Source organism: Arthrobacter sp. A5 (genome assembly GCF_051131705.1).
GTDB lineage: Bacteria > Actinomycetota > Actinomycetes > Actinomycetales > Micrococcaceae > Arthrobacter_M.
The window spans coordinates 2,419,401-2,434,383 of sequence record NZ_CP180316.1 but is presented as its reverse complement, the minus strand read 5'-3'; the positions used below and the strand labels follow the sequence as shown (position 1 = coordinate 2,434,383).

Sequence of the window (14,983 nt, the reverse complement as noted above, 5' to 3'; positions counted from 1 at the left end):
TCTCCAAGCTCGATTGGGCATCTTCATTCGGGGTCTTCATCAGAGTTCTCCTTCCACAACGGTTTGGTCCAGTCAATGTCGAGTCCGGCAATCCGCGTCGCGTGCGCACCGACCCGCAGCACGAGCAGACCAAAGGCTTTCCTGTCCAAGGTCCTCCGACCCAGCGGCTCCGATACGCCGCCGTGCACCCGAGAACGGGGGTGCCCCACGACACCGGGGCCGGGCAGCACCGTTCTCGTGGGCGCGCCCCGTTGTCAGCGGCGCTACGACTCCTCCAGGTGCGCCACTGCCGAAAACGAGCAGCGCGGCATCTCGGCGGCAGCGACGTCGTCGTCAATAACGCCGGTATTGCCTCCCGGCACCATCGCCGACAACGACGACGATGAATGGCACCGCGTGCTGGACATCAACGTTCCGGCCTGGTCCGGCAGGCCAGGGCTCACGGCCGAACGAGGACGGGGCGGCCCCGCGACACCGGTGCTGCGCCCCTCCGCTCTCACGGGCCAGACCCTTCCTCGCGGGCCGGTACCGTTAATGCCATGCCTTCTCCATATCCACCGCTGATCGACATCAAGGTCATCCGCGAATTGTTCGGTCCTACGTCGTACACGCGGGACACGGCCAATGCCCGGAAGCAGTCGGTCCAAGAGGGGCACGACAAAGTCATTTCCTGGCGATCATCATTGCGCGCATAGGGACTGGGCGGGCGGCTAACGTACGGGCGCCGGATAATGTGGGGAACACCAGCGACCAGCCCGTCGCTCCAATCTGAGGTGCCACCCTGAAAATCCTGCAATGCGTCCCGGTGTCACCACTCCAGGCTGCAACGATCCAAACTGCCGCCATCCGCGCACGGCGACGATATTGCGCGGCGGCGATGGCAGGTGTCGTCACGTATATAGGGGTGGACGCAGTACTGCAGCGGTTGCCGCCGCATTACAGCGCGATCCGAGAGGCAGAGAGCAATCTGGCGGTGGGACCGTACGGCTGGGTGATGAATCTGAATTTTTTGGGCCGCGCGGTCACGACGTTCGCCGTGGCGCGTGCCGTGCTGCGGACCGGCCCCTCGTCACGAATGAAGACCACGGGCGCCACCCTTTTGGGCCTCGGGGGAGTGTCGTCCGGCGTGCTGGCCTTTTTCCCCACCGACATCCAAGCCGTTGGAGTCCCGACCGCAGGAATCACGGGCGTTCCATCCCCGGCCGCTGGAATCACGGCGGCTACGCCCGGCGGTATTGTGCACCTAGTCGTAGCGGGGACGGGGTTTGTCGGCGCCTTGGCCGGAATCGCCGTGCTGACGCAATGGCTTCGGAGCTACCCGCCGCTGCGGCGCACGTCCCGGGCGGCCACCGTATGTGCCGGCGTCGGCGCCGTCGGCCTCGTTTCCCTGGGGTTGTCCATCAGATTCTTCCCGGCCGTCCTCGGGCTTGCGGAGCGGGTGGCGCTGGCCGGAATTCTCGGCTGGGCCTTTAGCGTGTCAGCGGGAATCCGCTCCCTGTCGCGGACCCGATGACCCGGTCGCGGACCCGATGACCCGGTCGCGGCCGGAGTACACGGCGGCGACGCACAGGGCTGTCATACCCGCAGCGATAACGGTCAGGGGCAGGGTCCAGCCTCCGGTCCAGTCGTGCAGCGCGCCAAAAAGGACGGGGCCGGCCGCTCCCACGGCGTACCCCACCGACTGGGCCATCCCGGACAGGGCTGCGGCCTGTGAATGATGCACCGTGCGCAGGCTGAACAACGACAGGGCGACGACGATGAGGCTTCCGCAGCCGAGGGCACCAAAGATGATCCAGAGCAGCATCAAGCCAGGCGCCGCGGCCATCCCCGCATAGGCGATGAACACGAGGATGCTGCTGAGCAGAGCGACGAGGCGTTGATCGGGAAATCTATGCAGCACGGCCCCGGCGGCGAAGCTGGTCACGACGTTGATCAGCAGAAAAAGTGACAGATGTGCTCCGGCCGCAGCTTCGGAAACTCCCTGGCTGTGTTCAATGCTGGGCAGCCAGGCCATGAAGACGTAAAACGAGACAGACTGCAGCCCCATGAAGGCGGTGACCTGCCAGCCGAGAACCGATTTCCACGGCGAGAAATATGCGGCTCGGCGCTGGCCGGAATCCCGCTCCAATGCCGGGCGGCGCCGGAGGAAGGGCAGCAGGAACCCCATCGCCACCAGAACGAGCCCGACCCAGATACCCAAGGCCAGCCTCCAGCCACCCGGAGAGGATTGTGCGATCGGCACCACGAGCGCTGTACCGATGGCTGCCGCGGCCGCCTGCACGGCCGTGTAGCTTCCCGTCACCTGGCTGACACGCGCGGGGAAGTCCCGCTTCACCAGGGAGGGCACCAGCACATTGAGGAACGCGATGCCCACTCCCACCAGCCCCGTCCCGATCCACACGAAGCCGATAATCGGCACCGAGCGAAGCACAATCCCGGCGGCGAGGATCAGCAAGGAAGCCCACAGTGCGCGGTCCAACCCGAGCCAGCGCGCGAAAGCCGGCGCAACAGGAGAGAAGAGGGCGAAGACGATCAACGGCAGACCGGTCAAGAGCCCCGCAACTGTACTGGACAGGCCCAGGTCGGTACTAATGTCATTCAGCAGCGGCCCGACGCTGACAAAGGAAACCCGCAGGTTCACCGCTATCAATATGACGCCGATAAAGGCAAAGCCGAAGCGGACGCTTCGTCCGGTCTTCGGGTTCCTCTCAGCTGCGACGGGCATTTCTTTCCCCTTACCGTGGCTCATCCGGGTCCTTCGGTGAGTTTCGGCGCCGGTCCGCAATCAGGTCCTTGCTGCGCAGCAGGCGCAGCGCGGTCACCAGCAGCAGGCCGCCGGCCATGTTGAAGACTAGGGTGTAGCCGAACCAGCCCAGCCACTGGAGGTACGTGATGGGCGCCCCGGCGTGAAGCGCGCCGAAGATCAGCAGCGAATCCAGAATCGAGTGGAACAGCGGCAGTCCGGAGAGCAGGAAGCCGCCGGCTATGGCCGCGACTATCTTGGCGACGTCGGAATCCGTGCCATGCTGCATCCGGGTCATCAGCGTGATGGTGCTGCCGCCCAGAACGGCCAGGCAGATGTTCTGCACGGACATCGGCGTGCCGACAAAATGCTGCGCAGACTCCGTGACCGTCCCGGTCCATTCCGGGAAGGCACGCAGGACCAGCCACATGAAGGCCCAGCCGCTGACCAGGTTGGCAACGAGCGTACCCGCCCACAACTTTGCCAGCTTTCCGATGCTTGCCTCGCGGGCGGCCACGGCGGCGATCGGCACCAGGAAGCCCTCGGTGAAGAGCTCGCTCTTAGCCAGCAGAAGGGCAATGAAGCCGATGCTGAAGGCCACGCCGGCCAACAGCGAGCTGCCGGTTTCATGCTTTACCGCAAGGTATGCCATGATCCCGGCGCTGATTTCCAGGCCACCGAAGGTCCCGGTTATGAGGACAGTCGCCCAGGTGCGGTTGAGCCGCTGGGCTCCCTCATCCACGATCCGGCTAAACGAGTCCTGGATTTCGTCTTCGACCGGGGCATCGCTTTTGCCCAGTTGTTTACGCCGCGCCTCATTACTCATCCGGTGGAAGCCTTTCATCGCGGGAACTGGCTTTTTATCCTAGTAGGAGCGGTGCCCACAACGTGGAATTTAGATGACGAACTGGCATCGCGGCCGCCCGGAACGTACCGTCGTTATAGGGCCAATTCCGCAAACAGGCAGGGATGCGATGAGCAGGAACAGCAGAAACCGGCATAAAGCCATAGACACCGCGGCCCGGAAGGGCAGCAAAGGTGCCGCTGGTTCGGCGTCGACCTCGATGAGCACGTTCCGCGCGGGCCGCGCCATTGACGCACTCACGCCGGCATTTGTGCAGTGGTTCGACGACGGTTCAGCCGGCGCGGCCACGGCGGCTCTGGACTACCTGGCGGAAGTCAAAGCTGTCATCGGCCGATACATGGAAGGCATGGCCACAGCTGAGGTGACGGTCTTCGAACCCATACCGCTGGCGATAGCCACCACCGATGTTCTGGTGTCCACAGACGAGGAAACGGACGCCATGTTCATCGTCGACGCCGTGCACGCGTACGTCGATTTCCTCACCGAAACGGGCAGGTGGACAGGCTCGGCGGAGCAGCTGGCCCAGGTCATGGACTTCTTGAAAACGGTTGAGGAAGACGACGACGACCAACTTGGCCTGATCGAGATACCGGATCTGGTCGAGGATGAAGCCCTGGAGGTGTTAGCCGGCCTGCCGCTCATCCAGCGGACAACGGCCCTGCTGCGGTGGATCGGCGACGGCAGGCCCGTCACCGGCGCGGGAGCCCTGCGCCTGAAGGACCTGGAAGCGGCGGCCGCGTGCGTCGGGGTGTCGGTCCGCGGCGCCGTCAAGGGCGCACAGCCCGACGATGCCATTCCCATCGTCAGATCCATGCAGGACGTGCCGCTGCTGCCCCAGATCTGGGCCGCGATGGAAGCCGCCGAGCTGATTGAAATCAAGGCCACGAAGGTGGTGCCGTTCGAGGACGCCGACGGCTTCCTGTCCGGCAGTACGGCCCAGCGGCTGGAGGAATACAGCTACTACACCACGCGGTTCCTGGAGCAGACCGTGCTGGGCATGAACCCGGCCTTTCCCGACATGTCGGCGACCCTGGTCGGGCTGGAGGTGTCGCTCCTGATCGCTGCGTCGACTCCTGAGCCTCCGTCGGTGGAACGCGTCCTCGCCCTGGCTGACAGGGTGCCGGAAGAGGAGAAGATGATTACGGATATCCTCGGCCGCATGACGGTGGGCCGGCTGGAAAGGCTCGCTGAACTGGGCCTGCTGACCATCGATACGCATTTCCGCGTGCCACCGGCGTTGATCGGCTGTGTGTTGGATGCCTTTGACGATGACGTGATTGATCGCCTGCAACTCGGGGAAGCCGTGGACGACGCGATGGCAGATGACGACGCCGCGCTCGCCGAGAAGGAGACCGCCGCGAAGGAGACCATTCCCGCCCAAAAGGCCGAGTCAGCCACGAAGCGTTCTGCCACCTCACCGACCCTGCAGCTGAAGATCCAACTCAAAAATGCCAAACCACCCATCTGGCGACGCGTCCTGGTCCCGGTCGACATGCCGCTGGACCAGTTGCACGGTGTCATTCAGACCGTGTTCGGGTGGCTGGATTACCACCTGCACAACTTCCAGACCGGTGGCTTCCGCGGCCCCAGCTACGCCCCGGTGGATCTGGATGACACGTTCGACTCCTTGGGCGAATCCTCCCTGGACGAGTCCAAGGTCAAGGTCGGCGAACTGCTTCCGGAGCCGGGCAGCAAAATGGTCTACACCTATGACTTCGGCGACGACTGGGAGCACGCCATCACCGTGGAAAAGGTCCTGACGGACGACGGCGGCGGGCAGCTTCCGCGGTGCACCGGCGGCAGGGGCGCTGCGCCGGCGGAGGACAGCGGCGGAACCTGGGGCTGGGCCAACATTGTTCTGGCCGTCAACGACCCGGGCCGTGAGGAGCACGAGGAGTACCGGGAATGGCTGGGCCTGCAGCCCGGGGAGACTTTGGACCCCAAGGCCTTCGATGTGGAGCAGGCCAACGACGACCTGTCCGATATCTTCTGACCCTGGCGATATTGAACGTTTCATGGCCAGGGCGAATTCTTGGACTCTTCCAACAGTCGTTGGCGTGCTTGGGGGCGCTTCAGGAAACGGAAAAAATCGTACGCTGTGGTAGGTGTTGGAGAGGCTGTAATTGGTAGATCCACTGGATCCGCACGCCGGTGGTCATCACGGTTCCCGGTACGAGCACCGGGTCCGCCCCGGCTGTGTTGGCGCAGATGTATCGCCGGACTAGGATGAGCACCCGGGGGACGCAGCACGGAGCTAGAGCGACCAGAGTGCACGGGAGGCCCAACCCCGGACAGTGCACGAAGGCCAGGAGAACTCATGGTGGAACCGGGCAGGAGCACGAAGCCCATAGTTGTCACGCTGATGCGCAGCACGGACCCGGTCAAGGTTGTATCGGCAGGACTCCGAGGAAGGAAAGCGATAGCCGCTGCGGTGCGTCCAGCCCGGTTCTGACTATCCCTGCACCGCAGGGGTGCAGGGATAGGAATCAGGGGCCGGTGCGACAGCCAGGCGTATCTGCTCTTGCACGTTTCCGACATCAATCGATGTCCCATATAGCTCAGCGTGAGCAGTGCGCAAGCGCTCCAGATGCAGCGCGGGAGAACGCACTTTCCCTTCCCTGACCTGCATCGCTGTGAAATGTCTACAATTCACCGTGGCCAGATAGGCGAGACCGTCACTGCTTTCCGCAGCTCGGTTTGGCGGTTTTAGCTGATTCCGATGACGAGGGTTGAGCGAGCGGCCTCGATGACGTCGGCGGTGATTGTGCTGAGTTCGTTGATTTTCATGACCCGTTCGATCTGGGTGAAGAGCCGGTCGATGAGGCGGAAGTTGCCTCGGGTAATCCGCGCGACCGCAGCGATGGCCTAGGCATCGGTGAAATCTTCCGGGTCCAGGGTCTGACCGAGTTTGTGCCCTCGGCGCTCCAGCACGGAATTCAGTTCTTCCTGGGCGAGTGGGCGATATTCGTGGGCGAGGCCGACCCTGCTGTAGAGCTGTGCGTAGCGGCTGAACCATTTTTCAATCCCAGGCATGCCGATAACTCAACGACTCTGGCGGCGGACTACCTGGGCACGAGGTATTCTTTTTTCAGCGCACGTAATGAGTTTCGTACTTTCATGGGAACCGTTGTTCAGGCCTGAGGGGCTTTGGTTGGTTGGAAGACGTGATCGTAGAGCACACCGGTCGCTGCGGCCTGGACGAACTTATCGACCACATCCACTGCCCACTCTTTCGCGGTCCAGGTGCCGGGCTTATATAGTCCGAGGGCAGCGTTGAGTACGACATCGCCGGTGTAGACGACGGGAAACACGACGGCGGTGGCCTTGGCTCCGTGCAGGCCGGTGTGGGCGGCGACGCCATAGGCCGAACCCCACATGGTTCCCAGTGCGAAGTGGATGACCCAGTTCAGCTGATCGCGCCCCTGCTGGGTCGTTGGATGGATGGGCAGGATCCGTTCGGCGAAGTCCGCGGGTGCGTAACTGGTTTCGCGCCCGGTCAGAGGCATTTCAACGAATTTCTGGAAGGCCGTCATCACTACGGTTCCGGCGACACCTGCCGCCATGCCGCGAACGATCGATCCCATCATGGATGTCTTCTCTTTAGTAAGCATGCTGTCGATTATTGTCTCGTTAAGCAGTATCCGCAACCACTGCAAAAGTCAGTGTGACCATCATTGATTGATGTCCCGTGGAACTTCGGGAGGTGATACCGGGTAAACCGCTCTCCCCGAGGGATAGCCTTCACTGGCAGCTCTGTAACGGCCGGTGTTCATCGGAAGCGTTCCATTGTGCGCAGGAGAATTTCGGTCGTTACGCCGAGCACGACATGGGCGATCGGCCGCGTGCGTGTGCCTGCCAGGGATACCGGTCCGGCGCGGAGGCCATCCCGGTCAGCGGTGCGGCGGTCCCGTCCGTGACTACAAACAACAACGCCAGGCCGTACAGGACTCCGGATCCGGCGCACACCGACGGCCGTGTCCGGCGTACTGCTCGTAGAGGATTCCGGGCAGCATTCCAACGGCATAGTGGAACACGGTTGCGCCCAGTTCCGGCTGTTGGTCGGTCGGGGGCGGCGCATGGTCGCTTTCCTGGGCGGCACCATCGGCAACCTCCTGCCAGCCGAACGGGCGCGCTTTTTCGGCCAGGTGCGGCAGCTGCTCGGACCGGACGGTGGATCGTTGCTGCTGGGCACGGGACTGGTTCAGCCGCCCGAGGTGCTGGTCCCGGCCTACGACGACGCCGCTGGTGTCACAGGCGAGTTCAACCGCAACGTGCTGCGGGTGCTCAACACCGAGCTGGCCGCGGTCTTCGACGTCGCGGCTTTTGAGCACATCGCGGTGTGGGACGAGGACGAGGAGTGGATCGAGATGAGGCTGCGCGCCACCCACCCTATGCGTCCGGCTGCCCGGAGCCGACCTCGAGATCGCTTTTGAGGAGGGCGAGGAGCTGCGCACGGAGATCTCGGCGAAGTTCCGTCCGGCTGGCATCGCCGCGGAGCTGGAGACGGCGGGCCTGTCCGTCGTGGGGCAGTGGACGGACGCCCAGCACCGCTTCGCACTGACCCTGGCCGAACCCGCCTGACCGGTGCTCAGCGCTGGGCCCGTGCCCCGGTGCCGATGACGCGTGGAAGGATCGTGACGTAGGCGACCACGCCGATGTGTTCGACCAGGGTCTGGATGACCACGACGAGGCCTGCCACCGCCAGGGTGCCGGCAGCGCCAGCGCCAGGGGCAGCACCACCAGGGAGTTGCGGGTGGCACCGCTGAAGACCACTGACATAGTGCCCCGGGAATCCATCCGGGCCGCCCGTGCGACAAGGACTCCCAGAGGAACCATGATCAGTAGGAACGCCGTGTTGAGGGGGATCACCGCCAGCAGGGACGTGATCTCTCGCCCGATCCCGGCGATCTGTGATCCGACCACCACGGCAGGCGTCAACATCATCAAGGGCACCATCAGCCCCTGCATCACCGCTATCACGCGCTGGCCTGCCGGCGCCCGCCCGGCCCATCGCTGGTCGCGGCAGCCATAACCAGGGGAATGATGATCAGGACGACGAGTGCTTCGAAGAACGGTTCCGGGTCGATCACTCCCACGATGTCCGGGCCGACGAAGAGCAGCAGATACGCGGGGAGCATCACCATCTGGGCCAGCATCAGGACCGGCGCAGCCGACAGCAAACGGCACTGGCCCCATCGGCCCCGAAAACACGATCACATGGTCGATGCACGGGATCAGCAAAACCAGCAGCACGCTGATCAGCGGAGCCTGATCGTCGGCGACGAAACGGGAAAGACCGAGGACGATGGCCGGGACCACTAGGAAGTGCAGCACCAGGATCGCCGCCATGAACTGCAGATCCCGTACGGCGCGGCCCATCACCGAGAACGGAATGCCCAGGAATGTGGCGAACAGTAACAGGCCCAGCACCGGATTGATCGTATGCTCCAGCGGCAAGGACGCCTTGGGAAGCAGTAGGTCGAAGACCCCGCCGACACTGATCGCCAGCAGATACAGGCCGATCTGCTGGCGTTCCATGATCTCAACCAGATGCCCCACCCCTGCACCCCACCCGGCCTCCATGATGCCGCGGACCGCGCGGGGCGACGGGTTCGTTTCACGCCCATCCCATGGTGAAGGCCAGGGGCGAGTCGGTCCCGGGCCCGGGTGCCCAGGACCGCCCGGAGCGCGACGTCGAGGCCCGTGCCAGCGGCGCGGCTACGGGCCGGCCCTCCCGTTCTATGGATGGGCGGGAGGCCTCTGTCCTGGGCAGTTGCACCGGAGTCCGCGGGTGCGGTTCGTGGTCAGGCGGGTCCGTACTGGTTACAAGATCAGCTCGGATCTCCTTGGGTTCTTCGTGTTCAGCGGCTCTCGGCTGCCGTGGTCCCGGCCAAGCATTGACTCCGACCTTGGGGCAGGGTCTATGTTGGGGAACACATGGGTATACGTGCGGTGCCCCTGATGGTGCTTGAACGAGGTGGGAGCTAGTTAAGGATTCAGCGGTGGAAGGGCTTTCCGCTGGATTCCGATCACGGGACGGAGGACAGTTCATGAGCGCCGATTCTTCCGGCAAGGAAACGGAGCACATGGTGGGGTCGGGCACTCCTAGTATGGAGCGCCCGACCGCGGCGATCTCCGACTACGGCCTGCTGGGGGACTGCCACGGGGCGGCCCTGGTTTCGCGCGATGGGTCCGTCGACTGGTGGTGTCCGCCTCGTTTCGACGCACCCAGCGTCTTTGGCCGGCTGCTCGACCCCCGGGCGGGACACTGGTCCATCCGCCCGGCCACCGGATATTCGGTGGAGCGCCGGTACGTCGAGGGGTCGATGGTCGTCGAGACCGACTTCCGGTGCGACAGTGGAGTGCTGCGGGTCTCCGACGGTCTCCTGCTCGGGGCCGGGGAGCGGGGCCACGAGATCGGGTGCGGCTCCCCCCCCGCGTGCTCGTGCGTCAGGTGCAGGTGCTGCAGGGGCAAGTGGAGGTGGAGGTGGAATTGGTGCCCCGGCCCGAGTACGGGCTGATCACCCCGACGTTCGCCTCGACGGCAGCGGGGGTTGAGATCATCGGCGGCGCGGACCGGCTCTTGCTCACCGGCGACCGCGGACTGGAGATCGAGGGCGACCGTGCCACCGGCAGGTTCGCGCTCTCAGCGGACGAACGCGCGACGTTCGCCCTGCACCACCGCAGCTCCACCGATCCGCCATCCGCGTCCCTGGACGGGTCCGCGGCGCTGTCTGACACTGTCAGGGCGTGGCAGTCCTGGAGTGCCTTGCACCAGGGATACCAGGGGCCCTATCGGGACCGGGTCCGCCGCAGCGCCCTGGTCCTCCAGGCCCTGACCTACCGGCCCACTGGAGCAGTGGTCGCGGCACCGACGACGTCCTTGCCCGAGGAGATCGGTGGCACCGCAAACTGGGACTACCGGTTCGGGTGGCTGCGCGATGGGAGTCTTACGCTGAAGGCCCTGTGGGTGGCGGCCTGCCCGGACGAGGCGCAACGGTTTTTCGACTGGATCACCGCCTCAGCCGGGCCGGCCGACGACGCGCCCCTACAGATCATGTTCGGGGTCGGCGGGGAGCACGACCTCACCGAGCACACCCTCGACCACCTGGCCGGGTACGCCGGCAGCCGACCGGTGAGGATCGGCAACGACGCGTGGACGCAGAAGCAACTCGACGTGCTCGGCGAGGTCCTAGTGTTCCGTGTTAATGGTTTGTTTGCGTTTCATCTTGCCCAGGAGATACTCCGCTGACTTGGTCCAGGTGAATGGTTTGGCGTCCTGGTTGTAGTTCTCGATGTAGCGTTCCATGGTTTCCTCCAGCTCTTTCACGGAGCTGAATGCTCCGCGTTTGAGGCACTGGCGGGTGATGATCCCGAAGAAGATCTCCACCATGTTCAGCCAGGAACAGCTGGTCGGGGTGAAATGCAGGCTCACGCGCGGGTTTTCGGCCAGCCAGTCCTTCACGTTCTGGTGCTTATGGGTCGCATAGTTGTCGCAGATGACATGCAGCTCAACCCCGGGGTGGGCGTGGGCGACCCGGCCCAGGAAATCGACGAACTCGATGTTGGTGTGCTTTGGGTAGAAGGCGTTCGCGCTGAGTTTGCCGGTGAGAACCTCCAAGGCGGCGAACAAGGTGGTGGTGCCGTTGCGCTTGTAGTCGTGCGTCTGCTGCAGCGGGTGGGTCGGGACAGCGGCTGGTCCGGGCCGGTGCGGGACGGTGCCTGGATTTGGGTCTTCTCATCAATGCTCACCACCACCGCGTTTTCCGGCGGGGACATGTACAGGCCCACCACGTCCCGGAGCTTGGACTCCAGGGCCGGGTCGGTGGAGAATTTAAACGTCTCGATCCGATGCGGCTGGATCTTCCAACGGCGCCAGATTCGGGCCACGGACGAAAAAGAGATTCCGTGGCGTTCGGCCATGATGCGCGCGGACCAGTGCGAGATCCCCAGCTCCGCCGGCGGGTTCCCGTCATTGGTCAGGGTGTCGGCAATCAGGGCGAGTTCGTCGATCTCCCGCTCCCGGCCCGGGCGCTGGACATCGGACAGGGCCTCGATCCCGCCCTCGGCATAGCGGTTGCGCCACTTCAAAACCGTGGGCGCCGAAAACCCGGTGATCTTCTCAATCTGGACATTCGGCATCCCGTCAGCAGCCAACAAAACCGTGCGCGCCCGCAACGCCAACGTCGCAGTGGAAGAATTCCCACGAGTCAACGCTTCCAGGGCGCCCCGGTCCCCGTCGCGCAACTGAAGTGCCTTTGCCAGATAAACCATGGATCAAGTCTGACAAACAATCAGACCCAAAGGAATCAACGACACGCTACACTAGATGAGTAAGTCCAAGGGGTTAGTGGTCGTAGGCGGTGAGTGAGCGGCGGATGGTTTGGCCGGTTTGGTCGTTGTGCCAGATCGCTGCTGTCATGGCGAGGAGGCGTTGGACGACGCGGGCGATGACGCCGGCAGGGGTTCGTCCGCCGTGTTGCTCGAGGTCGAGTTGGCCTTTGAGGGTGTCGTTGATGGACTCGATGATTTGGCGTAGGGGCTTGAAGAACCGGGCCCCGGGACGTGTTTTCTCGCCCTTGCGGGCAGGGCGCAGCAAGTCAATGCCGGCCTGGTCCACCGTCTCTTCAAATTCGGCGCCGAAGTAGTTCTTGTCCCCGATCATGATCTGGCGGTGACCACCAGCCTGGAGCCGGTTCATGGCCGGGGTGTTAGCGAGGATGTCCAGACAAGTTTGGCGTTCATCGGCCTTCGCCCCGGTCAGCGCCCAACCGACCGGGAGACCGTGGAGGGTGCAGACCAGATGCAGGCGCAACCCCCAAAAGTAGCGTGAATGGGAGGCGCAGTACCCGTACTCGGCCCACCCGGCGGGGTCCGAGCGGCGGACAGTTTCCCTGGACTTTGCGCATTCGATGGGAGTGGAATCAACCACCCACACATCGTCGCAGCAGATGTCGTTGCGTTCCGCCAGGACGGCGATGAGCCAGTTCATGCATTCACCGAGCCTGCGCAGGCGCTTGTTGTAGCCTGACTGGCCCGGCAGATACGGAAACATTCTTCCGTACCGTTCCCGGGCGTGGCGCAACCACCTGGCCTCGGAGGTGAGACCCAGCAGGGCCTGCATCAACGCCAAAGTCATCACTTCGGCGTCACTGATTCTGGGGCTGATCCCGATCCGGGGCCGGTAAGGAACCCGTTCCGGATGGGCCTTCAATAAATCATCGGCAGCGACATAGAATGCTGTGGCAAGGGTGTCCAGATCGGCGTCCACGTGAGCCTCCAAGTTCGACGTTGGGTTGATACCGCCGATTCTGGGCACCCTTGCCCCAAAAACGCTTACACCACGCCGTACACCTTGGAATTACTCATCTAGAGTGCGCGTGGATCCTGCGCGATCAGCTCGGCGACCTCCCGCCGACCACGGCGGACTTCCTGATTTCCGCGGCCGACCGGGCCGCGGCGACGTGGCGGGAGCCCGACGCTGGCATCTGGGAAGGGCGCGAGGGAGACCGGGACTACCTGACCTCGAAGCTCATGTGCTGGGTGGCCCTGGACCGGGCCGTGAAGCTCGCGACGCAGATGGACGCCCCGGGTGAGAAGGTGCAGCGGTGGGAGACCGTGCGCGATGAGGTCCGCGCCGCGATCCTGTACCGCGGCTGGAGCGACTCGGCCGGGGCGTTCACGGGGGCGTTCGGCTCCGACCACCTTGATGCCAGCGTTCTGCTGGTGCCAGTCATGGGCTTCCTCCCCGCCGACGACGAGCGAATCCTCGCCACCATGGATGCCGTGGAACAGGAGCTGTCCACGGACGGGTTGGTCCAGCGCTGGACCGGGGCCGGCGACGAGGGAGCGTTCGTGATCTGCTCGTACTGGCTGGCCACGGGCCGTGCCATGGCCGGGCAGGTCGAAAGGGCGCGGGAGATCTTCGAGGCCGTTACCGGGCACGCCAACGACCTGGGACTGCTCTCCGAGGAGATCAACATTCGTGAGCGGACCCTGATCGGGAACTTCCCGCAGGGTCTTTCTCACATCGGTCTTGTGGACGCTGCCTGGGCGATCGCCCAGGCCGAGGATGCCGAGCATCACTGACCAACCACATCGGAAGCAGCACATCAAGAGAAGTAGAAGGACATGGGAAAGCTCACCGACAAGATCGCCCTCATCACCGGATCAGACTCCGGCATCGGGCAGGCCGCAGCAATCGAGTTCGCGAAAGAGGGCGCCGACGTAGTCGTGCACTACCTGGAGGACACGGACGGGGCCAACGCCACCAGGGAACAGGTCGAGGCACAGGGACGCCGGGCGATCGTGGTCCACGGTGATCACGGCGACGAGGCCACGGTCCGGGAGTGGTTCCGGACGGCGCTCGAGGCGTTCGGACGGATCTACATTCTCATGAACAACGCCAGCGTCGATGCCTCGGGAACCTACGTCGCAGATCTGGAGATCGCCGACTTCGAGGCCACGATGCGCAGCAACCTCATCGGCCAGCTGATCTGCTGCAAGCACTTGATCAACCACCGCAAGCAGACCGGAGGCGGGGGGCGATCATCACCACCACCTCGGTGCGCCAGGAGCAGGCCAGTGCCAGGGATACCGGTGCCGCGGAGACCAGCAGCAGCGGGGCGATCATGCCGACGAGCAGGTGCCCGGCCATGTGAGCCGTGAATTCGGTATGCGCGTCCTCTGCCAGGGGCCCGGTCACGGCGGCGGCCGCCGCGACGGTCCCGGCCAGCCAGCACCGTCCTGCATACCGGCCAGTCCCGCGCTGGCGGGTTGAGGCGACCGCGATCAGGTACGCGTCGGCCATGAACGCGAACGGCAGCAGGGGTCAGGATCTCCGTCGGCACGGCGTGGCGGGCTGCCATCCCGCCGTGGTCATCCACCGGCTGGCGTCGGGGCCGGGCGGGTCAGGTGAGCCGGACGGGTAAGCACGAGCAGAACAATGCCGATGGCGATCATGATGCAGGCCAGGATGTTCCACGTCAGGTCATAGGGCAGCAGGTTCACGTCGTAGCGGATCTGGTGCAGGCCGAGGAGCTTGTGCTGGATCGTCCCGTCGTAGAGCTGGAACCCGCCGGCACCGACCAGCACGGCCCCCCACCAGCGGGCCATCCGCAGGCCCCCGCGGCGGCGGATATCGGCGAAGAGGAACAGGGCCGCAATCGCGGCGAACCAGCCGAACGCGTGGAAGAGCCCGTCCGAAACCAGGCTTACCTCCGGGGTGGATTTGTCGTAGAAGTGGTGCCAGTGCAGCAGTTGGTGGAACACCGTCTCATCAATAAAGCCGGCGACCCCGATGCCGAACAGCACCCCGGAGAGCACCGTCCGCCCCGACATCTGCGCCTGCTCCCTAGTCCCCGAGTTCCTCGCAA

General features: G+C 64.4%; 15 protein-coding genes and 4 pseudogenes. 8 read left to right on the top strand and 11 right to left on the bottom strand.

Annotated elements, in window-relative coordinates:
- Positions 1-23 precede the first annotated feature (23 nt).
- Together ACLLJI_RS11460 and ACLLJI_RS11455 are read right to left on the bottom strand one after the other, a co-directional pair.
- Complete coding sequence (locus ACLLJI_RS11460; RefSeq protein WP_434612382.1) at positions 24-149, bottom strand: hypothetical protein; 126 nt, start codon at positions 147-149, stop codon at positions 24-26.
- Positions 150-263: 114 nt separating this feature from the next.
- Positions 264-407, bottom strand: a complete 144-nt coding sequence (locus tag ACLLJI_RS11455; protein ID WP_434612380.1) for a hypothetical protein — start codon at positions 405-407, stop codon at positions 264-266.
- A gap of 132 nt (positions 408-539) precedes the next feature.
- On the opposite strand from ACLLJI_RS11455, the gene ACLLJI_RS11450 reads away from it, so the two are divergent.
- Both ACLLJI_RS11450 and ACLLJI_RS11445 read left to right on the top strand, forming a co-directional pair.
- A complete protein-coding gene (locus ACLLJI_RS11450) occupies positions 540-695 on the top strand; it encodes a hypothetical protein (protein WP_434612378.1) in 156 nt (51 codons plus the stop codon).
- Between the two features lie 110 nt (positions 696-805).
- Positions 806-1,513 (top strand): DUF998 domain-containing protein, encoded by a 708-nt coding sequence (locus ACLLJI_RS11445; protein ID WP_434612376.1) that lies wholly within the window; start codon positions 806-808, stop codon positions 1,511-1,513.
- Here the strand turns inward: ACLLJI_RS11445 and ACLLJI_RS11440 are convergent.
- Positions 1,478-2,725, bottom strand: a complete 1,248-nt coding sequence (locus ACLLJI_RS11440) for a CynX/NimT family MFS transporter (RefSeq protein ID WP_434612374.1) — start codon at positions 2,723-2,725, stop codon at positions 1,478-1,480. The genes ACLLJI_RS11445 and ACLLJI_RS11440 overlap by 36 nt on opposite strands.
- A gap of 10 nt (positions 2,726-2,735) precedes the next feature.
- Positions 2,736-3,569, bottom strand: a complete 834-nt coding sequence (locus ACLLJI_RS11435) for a formate/nitrite transporter family protein (RefSeq protein WP_434612372.1) — start codon at positions 3,567-3,569, stop codon at positions 2,736-2,738.
- 148 nt (positions 3,570-3,717) lie between these two features.
- Here ACLLJI_RS11435 and ACLLJI_RS11430 point away from each other — a divergent pair, with 148 nt between their 5' ends.
- Positions 3,718-5,601, top strand: a complete 1,884-nt coding sequence (locus ACLLJI_RS11430; protein WP_434612370.1) for a plasmid pRiA4b ORF-3 family protein — start codon at positions 3,718-3,720, stop codon at positions 5,599-5,601.
- Positions 5,602-6,314: 713 nt separating this feature from the next.
- Here ACLLJI_RS11430 and ACLLJI_RS11425 read toward each other — a convergent pair.
- Positions 6,315-6,650, bottom strand: a pseudogene (locus tag ACLLJI_RS11425) (AAA family ATPase); the annotation flags it as partial.
- 89 nt (positions 6,651-6,739) lie between these two features.
- The gene (locus ACLLJI_RS11420) at positions 6,740-7,195 is read right to left on the bottom strand and encodes a hypothetical protein (protein ID WP_434612368.1); all 456 of its coding nucleotides are present in this window, start codon (positions 7,193-7,195) and stop codon (positions 6,740-6,742) included.
- Between the two features lie 489 nt (positions 7,196-7,684).
- Between ACLLJI_RS11420 and ACLLJI_RS11415 the strand changes: the two are divergent.
- Positions 7,685-8,189, top strand: a pseudogene (locus tag ACLLJI_RS11415) (L-histidine N(alpha)-methyltransferase).
- 395 nt (positions 8,190-8,584) lie between these two features.
- Here the strand turns inward: ACLLJI_RS11415 and ACLLJI_RS11410 are convergent.
- Positions 8,585-8,752, bottom strand: a complete 168-nt coding sequence (locus tag ACLLJI_RS11410) for a hypothetical protein (RefSeq protein WP_434612366.1) — start codon at positions 8,750-8,752, stop codon at positions 8,585-8,587.
- A gap of 906 nt (positions 8,753-9,658) precedes the next feature.
- Between ACLLJI_RS11410 and ACLLJI_RS11405 the strand changes: the two genes are divergently transcribed.
- The gene (locus ACLLJI_RS11405) at positions 9,659-10,129 is read left to right on the top strand and encodes a trehalase-like domain-containing protein (protein WP_434612364.1); all 471 of its coding nucleotides are present in this window, start codon (positions 9,659-9,661) and stop codon (positions 10,127-10,129) included.
- Complete coding sequence (locus ACLLJI_RS11400) at positions 10,030-10,860, top strand: glycoside hydrolase family 15 protein (protein WP_434612362.1); 831 nt, start codon at positions 10,030-10,032, stop codon at positions 10,858-10,860. The genes ACLLJI_RS11405 and ACLLJI_RS11400 overlap by 100 nt, the downstream gene beginning before the upstream one ends.
- On the opposite strand, the pseudogene ACLLJI_RS11395 reads toward ACLLJI_RS11400, so the two are convergent.
- Positions 10,801-11,882: pseudogene (locus tag ACLLJI_RS11395) on the bottom strand (IS630 family transposase). The gene ACLLJI_RS11400 and the pseudogene ACLLJI_RS11395 sit on opposite strands and share 60 nt — an antisense overlap.
- Positions 11,883-11,955: 73 nt before the next feature.
- Complete coding sequence (locus ACLLJI_RS11390; RefSeq protein ID WP_434612360.1) at positions 11,956-12,879, bottom strand: IS982 family transposase; 924 nt, start codon at positions 12,877-12,879, stop codon at positions 11,956-11,958.
- A gap of 50 nt (positions 12,880-12,929) precedes the next feature.
- Here ACLLJI_RS11390 and ACLLJI_RS11385 point away from each other — a divergent pair, with 50 nt between their 5' ends.
- Together ACLLJI_RS11385 and ACLLJI_RS11380 are read left to right on the top strand one after the other, a co-directional pair.
- Positions 12,930-13,697, top strand: coding sequence for a glycoside hydrolase family 15 protein (locus ACLLJI_RS11385; RefSeq protein ID WP_434612358.1), 768 nt, complete (start codon positions 12,930-12,932; stop codon positions 13,695-13,697).
- A 42-nt stretch (positions 13,698-13,739) separates the two neighbouring features.
- Positions 13,740-14,087: pseudogene (locus ACLLJI_RS11380) on the top strand (SDR family NAD(P)-dependent oxidoreductase); the annotation flags it as partial.
- 34 nt (positions 14,088-14,121) lie between these two features.
- Here the strand turns inward: ACLLJI_RS11380 and ACLLJI_RS11375 are convergent.
- A complete protein-coding gene (locus ACLLJI_RS11375) occupies positions 14,122-14,418 on the bottom strand; it encodes a cytochrome c oxidase assembly protein (RefSeq protein ID WP_434612356.1) in 297 nt (98 codons plus the stop codon).
- A gap of 68 nt (positions 14,419-14,486) precedes the next feature.
- Positions 14,487-14,948 (bottom strand): DUF2243 domain-containing protein, encoded by a 462-nt coding sequence (locus ACLLJI_RS11370; RefSeq protein ID WP_434612354.1) that lies wholly within the window; start codon positions 14,946-14,948, stop codon positions 14,487-14,489.
- Positions 14,949-14,983: the final 35 nt, after the last annotated feature.

Coding starts and splice junctions, on each gene's coding strand:
- ACLLJI_RS11410 (WP_434612366.1), bottom strand. CDS start 8,752: ATGGTGATGCTCCCCGCGTATCTGCTGCTCTTCGTCGGCCCGGACATC.
- ACLLJI_RS11435 (WP_434612372.1), bottom strand. CDS start 3,569: ATGAGTAATGAGGCGCGGCGTAAACAACTGGGCAAAAGCGATGCCCCG.
- ACLLJI_RS11440 (WP_434612374.1), bottom strand. CDS start 2,725: ATGCCCGTCGCAGCTGAGAGGAACCCGAAGACCGGACGAAGCGTCCGC.
- ACLLJI_RS11405 (WP_434612364.1), top strand. CDS start 9,659: ATGAGCGCCGATTCTTCCGGCAAGGAAACGGAGCACATGGTGGGGTCG.
- ACLLJI_RS11450 (WP_434612378.1), top strand. CDS start 540: ATGCCTTCTCCATATCCACCGCTGATCGACATCAAGGTCATCCGCGAA.
- ACLLJI_RS11370 (WP_434612354.1), bottom strand. CDS start 14,948: ATGTCGGGGCGGACGGTGCTCTCCGGGGTGCTGTTCGGCATCGGGGTC.
- ACLLJI_RS11420 (WP_434612368.1), bottom strand. CDS start 7,195: ATGATGGGATCGATCGTTCGCGGCATGGCGGCAGGTGTCGCCGGAACC.
- ACLLJI_RS11455 (WP_434612380.1), bottom strand. CDS start 407: ATGTCCAGCACGCGGTGCCATTCATCGTCGTCGTTGTCGGCGATGGTG.
- ACLLJI_RS11430 (WP_434612370.1), top strand. CDS start 3,718: ATGAGCAGGAACAGCAGAAACCGGCATAAAGCCATAGACACCGCGGCC.
- ACLLJI_RS11375 (WP_434612356.1), bottom strand. CDS start 14,418: ATGGCCGACGCGTACCTGATCGCGGTCGCCTCAACCCGCCAGCGCGGG.